At 70.8% G+C, this 13,384-nt stretch carries 9 protein-coding genes; 5 read left to right on the top strand and 4 right to left on the bottom strand.

All coding sequences use genetic code 11. From position 1 onward, the window contains the following. The first annotated feature begins 206 nt into the window (after positions 1-206). The gene (gene paaK / locus ACFVS9_RS16585) at positions 207-1,496 is read left to right on the top strand and encodes a phenylacetate--CoA ligase PaaK (RefSeq protein WP_389932936.1); all 1,290 of its coding nucleotides are present in this window, start codon (positions 207-209) and stop codon (positions 1,494-1,496) included. A gap of 74 nt (positions 1,497-1,570) precedes the next feature. Here the strand turns inward: paaK and ACFVS9_RS16580 are convergent, their stop codons facing one another. The 3 genes from ACFVS9_RS16580 to ACFVS9_RS16570 form a co-directional block, all read right to left on the bottom strand. After that, positions 1,571-2,536 carry a class F sortase gene (locus ACFVS9_RS16580; protein ID WP_389932901.1) on the bottom strand — a complete coding sequence of 322 codons (966 nt, stop codon included), beginning with the start codon at positions 2,534-2,536 and terminating at the stop codon, positions 1,571-1,573. A 361-nt stretch (positions 2,537-2,897) separates the two neighbouring features. Continuing rightward, positions 2,898-3,410 (bottom strand): sortase, encoded by a 513-nt coding sequence (locus tag ACFVS9_RS16575; RefSeq protein WP_383116309.1) that lies wholly within the window; start codon positions 3,408-3,410, stop codon positions 2,898-2,900. A 623-nt stretch (positions 3,411-4,033) separates the two neighbouring features. Further along, positions 4,034-5,656 (bottom strand): acyl-CoA synthetase, encoded by a 1,623-nt coding sequence (locus tag ACFVS9_RS16570; protein ID WP_389932898.1) that lies wholly within the window; start codon positions 5,654-5,656, stop codon positions 4,034-4,036. 387 nt (positions 5,657-6,043) lie between these two features. On the opposite strand from ACFVS9_RS16570, the gene ACFVS9_RS16565 reads away from it, so the two are divergent. From ACFVS9_RS16565 to ACFVS9_RS16555, 3 genes are all read left to right on the top strand, one after another. Next, positions 6,044-7,918, top strand: coding sequence for a serine hydrolase (locus tag ACFVS9_RS16565; RefSeq protein WP_389932895.1), 1,875 nt, complete (start codon positions 6,044-6,046; stop codon positions 7,916-7,918). A gap of 28 nt (positions 7,919-7,946) precedes the next feature. Beyond that, on the top strand, positions 7,947-8,591 hold the full coding sequence (locus ACFVS9_RS16560; RefSeq protein ID WP_383116306.1) for an SIMPL domain-containing protein: 645 nt from the start codon (positions 7,947-7,949) through the stop codon (positions 8,589-8,591). A gap of 507 nt (positions 8,592-9,098) precedes the next feature. Continuing rightward, the gene (locus ACFVS9_RS16555) at positions 9,099-10,481 is read left to right on the top strand and encodes an endo-1,4-beta-xylanase (protein ID WP_389932892.1); all 1,383 of its coding nucleotides are present in this window, start codon (positions 9,099-9,101) and stop codon (positions 10,479-10,481) included. Positions 10,482-10,649: 168 nt separating this feature from the next. Here ACFVS9_RS16555 and ACFVS9_RS16550 read toward each other — a convergent pair whose 3' ends face one another. After that, entirely contained in the window at positions 10,650-11,822 is a 1,173-nt protein-coding gene (locus tag ACFVS9_RS16550; RefSeq protein ID WP_389932890.1) for a LacI family DNA-binding transcriptional regulator, read from the bottom strand. 223 nt (positions 11,823-12,045) lie between these two features. Between ACFVS9_RS16550 and ACFVS9_RS16545 the strand changes: the two genes are divergently transcribed. Then, positions 12,046-13,314 carry an ABC transporter substrate-binding protein gene (locus ACFVS9_RS16545; RefSeq protein WP_389932887.1) on the top strand — a complete coding sequence of 423 codons (1,269 nt, stop codon included), beginning with the start codon at positions 12,046-12,048 and terminating at the stop codon, positions 13,312-13,314. The last annotated feature ends 70 nt before the right edge of the window (positions 13,315-13,384 follow it).

Below are 13,384 nucleotides of genomic sequence, written 5' to 3'. Positions count from 1 at the left end.
ACAGGGCGGACGGGCGGGCGCGGGTGCGTACGCCCACAGCGAATCAGGCGACGGCCGGGTCCGCCAGGAGCTGGGCGGCCGGGCTCACGGCCTGGAGTTGTCCACAGGCGACTCGCCCCTCTTGCCAGAACCGCCCGCCTCCTGAATTACTGCTCCCAGGAGGCGACCGAATGGTCGGTCGCCGGTTCGGTGAGGGGATGATCCGTATGTCCGTGCTGCTCGACGCCGGTGAGCGGCTCGGCCGCGACGAGCTGGAGTCCCTGCAGCTGGAGCGGCTCCGGGCAACGCTGCGGCACGCCTACGACAACGTGGACTTCTACCGCGCGGCCTTCGACAAGGCCGGGTTGCGCCCGGATGACTGCCGTACGCTCGCCGATCTCTCCCGTTTCCCGTTCACCGTCAAGGCCGACCTGCGCGACAACTACCCGTTCGGGATGTTCGCCGTTCCCGAGGACCGGGTGCGGCGTCTGCACGCGTCGAGCGGCACGACCGGCCGTCCCACGGTGGTCGGGTACACCGAGCGGGACCTGGACACCTGGGCGGACGTGGTCGCCCGGTCGATCAGGGCGGCGGGCGGCCGCCCCGGCCACAAGGTCCATGTGGCGTACGGCTACGGGCTGTTCACCGGAGGGCTGGGGGCTCATTACGGGGCGGAACGCCTCGGCTGCACCGTCATCCCGGCGTCCGGGGGCATGACGGCTCGCCAGGTCCAGCTGATCCAGGACTTCCGGCCCGAGATCATCATGATCACGCCCTCGTACATGCTGACGCTGCTGGACGAGTTCGAGCGCCAGGGCATCGATCCCCGGACGACGTCGCTGAAGGTCGGGATCTTCGGGGCCGAGCCGTGGACGGAGCAGATGCGCTGCGAGATCGAGGAGCGGTTCGCCATCGACGCGGTCGACATCTACGGGCTCTCGGAGGTGATGGGGCCGGGCGTCGCTCAGGAGTGTGTCGAGACCAAGGACGGGCTGCACGTGTGGGAGGACCACTTCTTCCCTGAGGTCGTCGACCCGTTCACCGGCGAGGTCCTGCCCGACGGGGAGGAGGGCGAACTGGTCTTCACCTCGCTCACCAAGGAGGCCATGCCGGTGATCCGCTACCGGACCCGGGATCTGACGCGGCTGCTGCCGGGTACGGCTCGTGCCTTCCGGCGGATGGAGAAGGTCACCGGGCGCAGCGACGACATGGTGATCCTGCGCGGGGTGAATCTCTTCCCCACCCAAATCGAGGAGATCGTCCTGCGGACCCCGGGCGTGGCCCCGCACTTCCAGCTGCGGCTGACCCGGGAGGGGCGCCTGGACGCGCTGACCGTCCGGGCGGAGGCGCGGGCCGGTGCGTCGACGGCCGAGCGCGAGGCCGCCGCCCTGGCCATCGGGGCGGCGGTGAAGGACGGGGTGGGTGTGAGTGTCGGGGTCGAGATCGTCGACCCGGAGACACTGGAGCGGTCCGTCGGCAAGATACGGCGGATCGTCGACCTGCGGGAGGCGGGCTGAGGCACCGTGAGGCCGTCGGAGGGTACGGACTGACCAACCTGATCGGCAGGAGGCCGCAGAACGGGTGGGCTGGGTCAGCGCGAGGCGGTCATGGTGGCGAAGACCACGACGTTGTCCTGGTATCCCGTCTTCCTGTCGTACGCGCCTCCACAGGTGATCAGGCGCAGTTCGGGCCGGGTCGAGGGACCGTAGACCTTCCGGTCCGGGAAGTTCTTCTTGTTGTAGACCTCGACGGCGTAGACCGTGAACACGGCGGTGCGGGCGTCGGCGCGAAGGATCTCGACGGTGGCGCCCTTGCGTACGAATCCCAGCTCGTAGAAGGCACCGGGCCCGAGGCGGGTGTCCACGTGCCCGGCCGTGACGGCAGTCCCCACGGCTCCCGGCACCGTGCCGCCGGCGTACCAGCCGGTGAGTACGGGGTTGTTGTCGGGTGGGGGCTCCAGTGCGCCCGCCGTGTTCAGGCCGAGCTTCATCATGGGTGCGTCCACCTTGATGGACGGGATGCGAAGCCGGAGCGGGGTCGAGGGCGGGAGCGGCCGCACCTCGGGGTGCGGGACAGAGGCGCTCCGGCCGGGTTCCGTAGGCGTGGCGGCCAGCCGGGCCGCGCCGTCATCGACAGGGGCTGCCGGGGCGTGTCCCGTCGGCAGGGGAATCAGGGGGGACGGGCCCGCGGGCGGCCGGAGCAGGGGCGCCGGGGCCAGCGAGGGCCAGCGCGCGCGGAAGGGAGGCTGGAGCACGGGGTGTTCCGGGGCCGGGTAGGCAAGGGTCTGGGTGCGGGGTTTCACAAGGTCAGCCTCGGACGTTGCCGGGGCGGGCGCGGAGGGTGACGCGGGGGTGGCGTCGGACGGCAGCAGGGCGGGAGCAGGAGCGGTGGGTGGCGCGGTGGCGGGAGCGGCGGCTCCGGTGCCCGGGGGCTGTGGTGGCCGGTCGTCCCTCAGTCCGCTGATCACCAGCACCGTGCCGGCCACCAGCGCCCAGACGAGGTGCTTGACCGCCGGGAAGGACTGGGCCGAGGTGCTGGTCGTGTGCCCGTTTTCCATCGCGTGTGCCTCTGCTCCGCAGCGGGTGGTGAGACGTGTGGGGTAGGTGGAACCGGTGGGGTAGCTGCCATGCCAGGCCCGATCAGCCGGCCAGGGCGACGGGGCGGCGGACGCGCGTCCCGTCTCCAGGCACGGGCGGTATGCGGCGGGTTGGGGAGTCTCCGCCAGGGCGGACCCGGCCAGGACACCGCCGGCCTGACGGTCACGAATCCTTCCCTCAGGTACGGCGGCGGGCGGCCCGCTCGGAACCTCCGCCAGCCCCTACCGCGCAAAAGCGACCGGGCCCGCCCACCGGCGTCGGTCCTGGGTCCGCAGACGTCAGCCCTGGGTCCGCAGGCGTCCCTACTGGGTCCGGCAGAGGTCAGGACCGGGCCCGGGAACGGACGGCCCCTGTACGGCGGCGCACCCTGACCACTCCCCCGGCCAAGGCCGCCGAGAGCAGTGCACCGCCGGCGGCGAGCTGCGTGCCCTGGTCCGCGGGTGCCCCGAAACCGGCCGCGACCCCGCCCGTGGGGGCGCGGTCGACGATCGGATAGGTGTCCGTGATCTTGGTTCGTGGCGGGCACTTCACCGTGACGGTGTCGGTGCCGGGCCGGGTCCCCGCCGGGATGTCGAACACGCCGACCAGTACGCCCTCCCGGTCGCCCTGGAAGAGGTGGAAGGCGCCTCCTGCCTCCGAGGTGCCCTTGCCGTAGGTCTCCTTGCCGCAGGCTCTGGTGCTGACAGTGACCTGTGAGCCCGGTGAGGCCTTCCCCGGACTGATGCGCATGGTCTGTTCACCGGAAGGCTCGGCCGCCGCATCCGCGGCCGGGGCCGAGAGGGCGAGAGCGGCTACGGCCAGACAGATACCCGCACCGATGCGTGTGTCGCGCATGTGGATCCTCCTACAGGGGCAGGGTCCGGCCGGTCTGCGCGGCGCCTCTGCTGTGCTCCGTTTCCGAGGCAACCGACAGTCAGTCACCCGCGCAACAGGAGGTGCCGCCCCGCACGTCACCCGGCCAGGCGCGGGTCTTGGCCGCGCGGCGATCGTTTACGCAGGTCACTCGTTCCGGAACGAGGGCCGAGGAGGGATCACACCCAGGACTGCGAACGGGGTACGCGGACCACGGCCGCATGACGTGACGGCAGGGCGTTCCGCGATCACCGACGGGGCTGACCGGGGAAGAGGCGTGGGTCCGGGAGGCCGTCTCGGCGTGCGGGGCGTCCACAGCGGGAGCCGATGACCCACCGGTAGCGCTCACCATGGCGGGCCGCCGCACCCGGTCGCGCATCGGCGCACCACGGGATCCGCACGTATTCCGGACACGGTGGCACACCGAGCCCGACAGAGATCAGGCGTGCGCACACGCCCGGGCTACCTGAACCCCACGAGCCACCCCGACGTCGTCTGCCACCCCGGCCACGTCAGCTGCCCTGCCCCTCGGAGGCCGGCGCCCAGGACTCCGGTCGCCGAGCCGTGGAGGACGACGCCGGATCCACCTCCGGCCCTGACCCCGATCATTGTCCCGGCTCGCCTCCAGCACCGGCGGCACCAGCACCGAACCCAACTTCGGCTTCGGCTTCGGCTTCGGCTTCGGCTTCGGCTTCGGCTTCGGCTTCGGCTTCGGCTTCGGCTTCGGCTTCAGCGAATCGGTCGCGCAGTTCCCGCTTGAGGATCTTGCCGCTGGCGTTGCGTGGGAGTTCGGTGACGAACAGGACCCTCTTCGGGGCCTTGAAGTGAGCGATCCTCCCCCGGGCGTGCTCGATGAGTTCCGCTTCCGAGGCCTCGCCCCGGAGCACGACGACGGCGGTGACGGCCTCGATCCAGCGGGCGTCGGGCAGCCCCACGACGGCGGCCTCGGCCACCGCAGGGTGGGTGTAGAGGGCATCCTCCACCTGGCGGGAGGCGACGAGCACCCCTCCCGAGTTGATGACGTCCTTCACCCGGTCGACGACCGTGAAGTAGCCCTCGGAGTCGCGCACGGCGAGGTCACCGGAGTGGAACCAGCCGTCGCGGAAGGCCTCGGCGCTCTCCTCCGGCTTGTCCCAGTAGCCCTGGCACAACTGCGGGGAGCGGTAGACCACTTCGCCCGCCGTCCCGTCGGGCACCTCCTCGCCGTCCTCGTCGACCACCTTCGCCTCGACGAAGAGCACGGGCCGTCCGCAGGAGTCCATCCGCCCCTCGTGTTCGTCGGGGCCGAGGACGGTGGCGAGGGGGCCGATCTCGCTCTGGCCGAAGCAGTTGTAGAACGCAAGTTCCGGCAGCCTCGCGCGCAGTCGCTCCAGGACGGGCACGGGCATGATCGAAGCCCCGTAGTACGCCTTGCGCAGCCCGTCGAGCCGACGGGTGGCGAAGTCCGGGTGGTTGGCGAGTCCGATCCAGACGGTGGGCGGAGCGAAGAGGCTGTCCGCCCGGCCGGCTTCGACCAGGTCGAAGATCGCTCCCGCGTCCGGGGCGTCGAGGATGGTGTTCTCTGCGCCGACCGCCAGGTAGGGCAGCAGGAACACGTGCGTCTGCGCCGAGTGGTAGAGGGGCAGGGAGTGCACCGGCCGGTCGGTGGCTCGCAGGTCCAGGGCTGCGATGGCGCTGACGTACTCATGGACCAGCGCACCGTGCGTCATCATCGCGCCCTTGGGCTGCGCGGTGGTTCCGGAGGTGTAGAGCAACTGGACCAGATCGTCGGCGCCGGGCTCGCGTTCGGGGGTGAAGGGGCGCGGGGTGGCCAGGTGGCCGAGCAGTGAGTCCGGCGCGTCGCGCAGCTGCCGTACGGCGTGGCCGGCCGGGATGCGCGCCGCGAGGCCGGGGTCGGTCAGGACGAGAGCGCTGCCGGACTGACTGAGGACGTACGCGAGGTCCTCGCCGGTCAGATTCTGGTTGACCGGCACATGGACCAGCCCGGCCCGGGCGCAGGCCAGATAGGCGATCAGGTAGGAGTCGGAGTTGTGGGCGTAGGAAGCCACCCGGTCACCGGGGCGCAGCCCGTGCGCGGAGGTCAGCACGGCGGCGGCCGTACTGACGGCCTCGTCCAGGGCGGCGTAGGTCCAGGACCTTTCGGCGTACCGTACGGCGGTGCGTCCCGGGGTGCGCCGTGCGCTGCGCGTCACGACTCCGTCCACTGTGCTGCTGCGTACACCTGTCATGGCGTGATCCTGGGTGGGCGGCGGCCGGGGGTCAAGGGCCGGAACGCCGGTGTCGGTCCGGACCGACGGCACCGGCGGCCGAGCCAGGGACGCGCCGGCCGGAACGCGCGTACGCCGGGCCCGGACGGCGGACGGCGGACGGCGGACGGCGGACAGCGGACAGCGGACAGCCGAGACCATCCCGTACCGCCGTTCTCGGGCATATGCGCTCGGCAGGACGTCACCTGATCACCACCTGATTACTCGTCACTTTCTTTCTGGCGCGAGGAGCCCCGGGGTGGCTGCGGTGCCAGTAGCCTCTGCTTCGGCAGGAAGTTTCATCACCGTACGAGATTTCGAAAGTTACTTTCGCGCAGGTGCTTTCGACGTGAGGGGAAGGGGTTCCGGATGGCCGGAGACGTGTCGGGACGGGGAATGAGCCGCCGGAAGGCGGCCGGCGGGATACTGGCCCTGGGCGGAGCGTTCGCCCTCGCCCCGATCCCCTTCGCGGGGGTCGCGGGAGCGGCGGCAGGCGTCGGGCGGGGTGCCGGGGCGCGGGACGGCGGACCCCAGGGCGCGGCATCGGGAACCGGGACGGGTATGGGAACAGGGCGGGGAGCGCCGACACTGCGCCGCGGGCCTGCGGCGCGCGCGGGACTGCTGCCGGAACAGCTCGACCTGCTCGTCGCCGACGCGGAGAAGTACCTCACGGACTCCCCCGCGCACCCCTGGTACGCGGGTGCGGTCCTGCTCGCCGGCCGGGGCGGCACGGTGGCGCTGCACCGGCCGATCGGGAGCGCCGTGCGGTACGCGGCGTACGACGAGGCGACCGACCGGGGGGTGGAGTTCCCTCCTGAGCAGCAGATCGCCATGGCCGAGGACACGGTCTTCGACCTGGCCTCGGTGTCCAAGCTGTTCACCTCGATCCTCGCCGTGCAGCAGATCGAGCGGGGCGCGCTGGAGCTGGAGGCGCCGGTGGCCTCCTATCTCCCGGACTTCGCCGGAGGCGGCAAGCAGGGCATCACGGTCCGTCAGCTGCTCACCCACACCTCGGGCTTCCGCGCCTGGATCCCGCTCTACGAGGAGCCGACCCGCGAGGGGAAGCTGCGGCTGCTCTGGGACGAGGTCCCGGCCTCGGCTCCCGGCACGAAGTACCTCTACTCCGACCTCAACCTCATCTCGTTGCAGCTGATCCTGGAGAAGATCACCGGCCGCACCCAGGACACCCTGCTCCGTGAGGAGATCACCGCTCCGCTCGGTATGCACCGCACCCGGTACAACCCGCCCGCCTCCTGGAAGCCGAAGATCGCGGCGACCGAGGACGCCCGGCTGCCCTGGTCGGGGCTGGAGCGGGGGCTGGTCTGGGGCGAGGTCCACGACGAGAACGCGTACAGCCTGGGCGGCGTCGCGGGCCACGCGGGTGTCTTCTCGTGCGCCTGGGACCTCGCGGTGCTGGCCCGCACGCTGCTCAACGGGGGAATCTACGGGAGGTCCCGGATCCTCTCCGAGGAGTCCGTGGACCTGCTGTTCACCGACTTCAACACCGCGTTCCCCGGCGACGAGCACGGCCTGGGCTTCGAGCTGTACCAGCACTGGTACATGGGGGCCATGGCCACCCCGCGCACGGCCGGGCACACCGGATTCACCGGCACGAGCCTGGTCCTCGACCCGACGACCGACTCGTTCCTGATCGTCCTGGGCAACTCCGTCCACCCGGTGCGCTCCTGGCGTTCGGGCAGCGCTCCACGGGTCGCGGCGGCCAACAGGATGGCGCGCGCCGTACCCGTCCGCCCGGTGCGGGGCCGCACCGCCTGGTTCTCCGGCATGGCGAGCGCCGCCACCGCGACCCTCGCCCTGCCCGCGCTGCGACCGGTCACCTCCCGCCCCTCGCTGAGCTGCGGCCTGTGGTGGGACACCGAACCGGCTTCGGACATCCTGCGCCTGGAGGCCTCGTCGGACTCGGGGGCGACATGGCGGCCCGTACCGTTCACCACGGTCGAGACGCGGCAGGGCGGGTCCGGGGAGCCCGTGTCCCGTCCGGACGGCACCGTGTCCGGCTGGTCGGGTCGCGTCTGGCACCGGCTGGAGGCCGATCTCAGCGGGTGGCGGGGCACCCAGGTGCGGCTCCGCTGGCGCTACACCACCGACCAGCTGTACGTCGGACGCGGCGCCTACGTGGACGGCATCCGGGTCGAGGACGGCGGGCGCACCCTCTTCGACGACAGCAGGTCCGGCGACGCGGGCCGGATCGAGGCGACGGGCTGGACCGTTTCCTCCGACTGAGCGGGGTTCCGCTGATTGGATGACCGGCATGAACGGTACCCAGTCCATCGAGAGCCCGTGGGGCGTGTCGGTGTTCGGAGCGGCGAGCGTGGAAGCCGCACCCGACCTGGCACGCCTCCGCGTCGCGATATCGCAGACCGAGAACCAGCCGGGCGAGGCGTTCGCCGCCACACGGAGCGGGGTGAACCGGATCCGTGAGGTGCTGCGCGGCCACGAGATCCCCGAGACGGCCGTGTCCACCTCCCGGCTGAACCTGTCGTCCCAGTGGAGCTACGGCAACGAGCGCACCTTCCTGGGCTACGAGTGCACGGCCTCCTTCGTGATCGAGCTGCGTGAGCTGGACGTCCTGGAGACCGTGCTCATCGACGTCGTGGACGCCGGGGCCAACGAGGTCCAGGCCGTCGAGTTCGACGTGCGCGCGAAGAAGGAGCTGCGCGCCCGTGCGCGCACGGCGGCCGTGACGGCGGCGCGAGAGAAGGCGGCTCTGTACGCGGAGGCGGCCGGGGCGCAGCTCGGCCCCGTCATCCACATCAAGGACGTGGACGCCGAGCAGATGCAGAGCTACCGGAGCCACAGCAGTCATCGGAGCGGTGGCGACGAAGGCGATCTCACACCCGGGAGGGTGACCGTCTCCGCGGGGGTCGTGCTCGGCCTCTCCCTCATCGGCGGCTGAGGGCACGGCACAGCTGAGGACACGGCAGAGGGCACGGCACGACTGAAGACACGGCGCGGCAGCGGGCGCGGGCCTCCCCCGGAGGGGGTCCGCGCACCGCCCTCCGGGGTTCCGCCAGGTGTTTTCCGGCCCCGAACACACGTCGAAACTTTCGCTCGGTGACGCGATGATCTTTCGACAGGATCGCGACCCGCTCACGAAGTTCCCCGGAGGTCGACTCCGACGCCGCGGCACGACAACCTGAATCAGCAGGCCGAACCGACAACAACCCTCAAATGAGCGGCAGTTGGCTCGGAAATATTTCGGAAACACTGCGTTGACGCGGCTTCCCGCCGAGCGTCATACTCTCCCACGCTCCCCTTGTGCCACGGCTCGTCCTCCCGTCGGCGACCCCGCCTTCCTCGCGCCCTCCGACGGCCGCACAGCGCACCTCGAACGGTCCGAATCCCCCTGTCCGGGCGCCCTGTTCGAACCGCCCGGCAACCGGAAGAAGAGGCTGGAAACGTGATGGCCCAGAATTCCCCGGGCGGCCTCGCCCGCACCCACCCGCCGGCCCGCGCCAGAAGGGCGCTGTCCCTCGTCACGGCGGGCGTTCTCGCCGCGGCCGGTGTCGTCGCCCTCGCGGGCAACGCCCACGCGGTAGGCGCCCTCGGCGACGCGGCGGCCGCGAAGGGCCGCTACTTCGGCACGGCCGTGGCCGCGAACCACCTCGGTGAAGCGGCGTACGCGTCCACGCTCGACGCCCAGTTCGACTCGGTCACGCCCGAGAACGAGATGAAGTGGGACGCCGTCGAAGGCTCCCGCAACTCGTTCAGCTTCTCGGCGGCGGATCAGATCGTCAGCCATGCGCAGGGCAAGGGAATGAAGGTCAGGGGCCACACCCTCGTCTGGCACTCGCAACTGCCCGGCTGGGTGAGCGGTCTGGCGGCCACCGATCTGCGCTCGGCGATGAACAACCACATCACCCAGGTGATGACCCACTACAAGGGCAAGATCCACTCGTGGGACGTGGTGAACGAGGCCTACCAGGACGGCAGCAGCGGGGCGCGGCGCAGCTCGCCGTTCCAGGACAAGCTCGGCAACGGCTTCATCGAGGAGGCGTTCCGCACCGCTCGTACGGTCGATGCGAACGCCAAGCTCTGCTACAACGACTACAACACCGACGGTCAGAACGCGAAGAGCAACGCGGTCTACGACATGGTGAAGGACTTCAAGCAGCGCGGCGTCCCGATCGACTGCGTGGGCTTCCAGTCGCACTTCAACAGCAACTCCCCCGTCCCGTCCGACTTCCAGGCCAATCTGCAGCGCTTCGCCGACCTCGGTGTCGACGTGCAGATCACCGAGCTGGACATCGAGGGCTCCGGTTCGGCCCAGGCGGCGAACTACACCAAGGTGGTGAACGCCTGCCTGGCCGTGACCCGGTGCACGGGGCTCACCGTCTGGGGCGTCACGGACAAGTACTCGTGGCGCAGCAGCGGCACACCGCTGCTCTTCGACGGCGACTACAACAAGAAGCCGGCCTACGACGCGGTGCTCGCCGCGCTGGGCGGATCGAGCGGGGGCGGTGACGGCGGCGGGGGCGGCGGCACCGGTGCCTGCACGGCGACGTACACCCGGACCGCCTCGTGGAGCGGTGGCTACAACGGCGAGGTGACCGTGAAGGCCGGCGCTTCGGGCATCACCGGCTGGTCGGTCCCGGTGACGGTGCCCTCGCCGCAGAAGGTGTCCGCGCTGTGGAACGGCACGCCCACCACGTCGGGCGACGTGGTGACGGTCGGACCCACCTGGAACGGGACGCTGGCGGCCGGTGCCTCGACGAGCTTCGGGTTCACCGTGACGACGAACGGCGGTACGGCGGCTCCGGTCGTCGGCGCCTGCACGGCTTCCTGAGCGGCTCACGCCGCTTCCCCGTCCTGTCGGTCCGGCGGGGACCGCGCCCCCTCCCCGGGGGCGGGACCTGACCACCGGCACGGGTCCCCGCCCCTCCGGACCGACTGTCCCGCCCCGCTCCGCCGGCCTCCTCGGCCTCCGGAGCGGGGCGGGCCGCTTCCGGTCCGGTCAGCCGGTGAGGCGGTGGCCCGGTCCTGTCGCGGCGAGCGCCGGGGCGGCGGAGGGGGCCGGCACCGTCGTACGGGTGGCCCCGCCGTCGCCCACCGGGGCGGGTGCCGCATCCGTCGCCGGGGCGGCCGTCGGCGCGGGTGCGGTCGATTCCCGGACCACCAGCCGGGGTCTGATCAGCAGGGACCGCCCTGCCGCCGGGGCGGAGTCGATCCGGGCCCGTAGCTGCTGGAAGGTCTCCGCCGCCATCTCCGGGAGCGGCTGGCGGACCGTGGTGAGCGGCGGCTCGAAGAGGTCGGCGAGCAGGATGTCGTCGAATCCGACGACCGATACGTCCCGTCCGGCGCCGCGCCCCGCGTCCCTGGCTCCCCGGCAGATACCGATCGCGCACATGTCGTTGATGGCGACGAAGCCGGTAGGCGGGTCCGGGCGGGAGAGGAGCTCCCGGGCGGCGTTCCGGCCCAGTTCCGCCGCGTCCTTGTCACCGAACTCGGTGGTGTCCGCTCCGGGCCAGACGATCGCTCCGGCCGGATCGATACCCGCCGCCTCCAGGGCCGACCGGAAGCCCCGCAGACGCTCCCGGCGGTTCACGCTGTGGACGGATCCGGAGACGAACGCGAGCTTCCGGTGGCCCAGTTCGATCAGATGACGGGTGGCGAGCTCGGCCCCCATCGCGTTGTCGACACTGATGCTGGCCAGGGACGACGGGTCCCCCGACTGCGCGGTCCGGTCGAAGGCGACCATCTTGAGCCCTCTGCTGAGCAGGGGCGTCATGTGGTCGAGCGAGGGGAGCGAGGAGCAGAGCACGACGCCGCTCACCCCGTCGGCGAGCAACTCCTCGCCGTACTTCAGCTCGCGGGCGGGGTCACGCTCGCTGTTGCAGAGCAGTACGTGGTAGCCCTCGGCCAGCGCGATGGCCTCCAGCTCCCTCGCCAGCGCCCCCCAGAAGGGGTTGGCGACGGACGGCACGATCAGGCCGATGACCTTGATCCGGCCGGTGCGCAGCATGCGGGCCGCCCGGTTGGGGCGGTAGTTGAGCTGCTCGATCGCCTGCTCCACGCGAGCCAGGGTGGCCGCCTGCATACGGTCGGTACGCCCGTTGAGGACGTTGGAGACCGTGCTGGCGGAGACCCCTGCGGCCTCCGCGACCTGATGGATCGTTACCCCGCTCATGCCACCTCCGGTTCGGAACGCACTGCCGAGCCTAGTGTACCGATTTACTGAACTGGCTCTACCGGTACACCCGTTAACATCCCTGAAAATTCTTGTGCATCAGCTGTTGACGCCACTCTCAAGGCGTTCTTAGCATCACTGCATCGATTTACCAGCACTTCCCAGCCATGTCGGGACGTCATCGCTGGATCGATCCACCGCTCCACCTCAAAAGGGGTGTCCCATGGAACTCAACAGACGGTCCGTGCTCGCCGCGATGGGCGCCGGCACCGCCGCGGCCGCTCTCAGCGGCTGTGGCGGCGGCGCGTCGACCGCCGGTTCGGCCGACGGCCCCGCCGAGGGCGAGATCACGCTGCTCACACCGATCTACGAAGGCGCCGACGGGAAGACGCTGCTGGAACAGAAGATCCTCGGCGGGTTCCGGAAGAAGTATCCGGACGTCAAGGTGAACGTGGACTACACCACGTATGCGCAGCTCAACGAGAAGATCACCACCGGCCTCGCCGGGGGGCTGCTGCCCGACGTGCTGATGATGGGCGTCGGCTGGATCCCTCCGTTCGCCGCGAAGAAGGCGCTCGCCGAGCTTCCGGAGGAACTCGCCTCCGCGCACGACTACGAGAAGCGCGTGCTGGAGCCGTCGCGCTACGACGGCAAGCTCTACGCCCTGCCCGTCGTCCTGGACACCCGGATCGTCGTGTACCGCAAGGACCACTTCGCTGAGGCCGGGGTGAAGAAGACACCGGCCGACTGGGCGGAGCTGCGTGCCGTGGCGAAGCAGCTCACCCGGGACGGGCGCGTCGGCTTCGACCCGTTCTCCATCGATCTGCGCCAGTGCTGGGAGACCTTCCTCTTCGCCAACGGCGGCCAGCTGTTCAGCGCCGACGGCAGGAAGGTGCTGTTCACCGACGCGCGCGGTGTCGGGGCACTGCAGTTCTTCAAGGACCTGGTGGCGGACGGATCGGCCGACTACGCGAAGAAGACGGACGCCGGGGCCCCCTCCAACGTACAGACGGGCAAGGCGTCGATGATGATGACGACCAGCGCCCTGTGGGTCCAGACCAAGGAGCAGAACCCGGAACTGATCGAGGAGGACAGGCTCGGCGCGTTCGTCCTGGCCAACCGCAGGCCGGCGATGCTCCAGGGCGGCACGCTCGTCACCGCGTCGGCGCGTTCCAAGCACCCCGCCGCAGCCCGTGCGCTCGTCGGGTACCTCGCGTCTCCCGACTCGGTCCTGGGCGCGGCGGAGCAGCGCGGCTCGGTTCCCGGTCTCCGTGACCTCGACGGGACGGGTTACGTCAAGGAGAACCAGTTCGTCGATCTCTCCCTGCGGAATCTGCAGCACGCGGTCTCGGAGGGCGGCACCGCCGCCTGGATGGAGATCCGCGAGAAGATCAAGCCGACGCTGGAGCCCGCGATCGTGGGCGGTCAGTCCGCGAAGGACGCCATCGCGGAGCTCGGCCGTCTCGCCGAGGCCGCCATCGGCCGGATGTAAGGACCGACACTGTGTCAACGACATCCGTAGTGAAGGCACGGCCCGCCCGCCCGCCTTCCCCTCCCGGGGC

It is taken from the genome of Streptomyces sp. NPDC058008 (assembly GCF_042886395.1).
Lineage (GTDB): Bacteria > Actinomycetota > Actinomycetes > Streptomycetales > Streptomycetaceae > Streptomyces.
The sequence above is the reverse complement of the archived record's forward strand: the minus strand, read 5'-3'. Positions and strand labels throughout refer to the sequence as shown.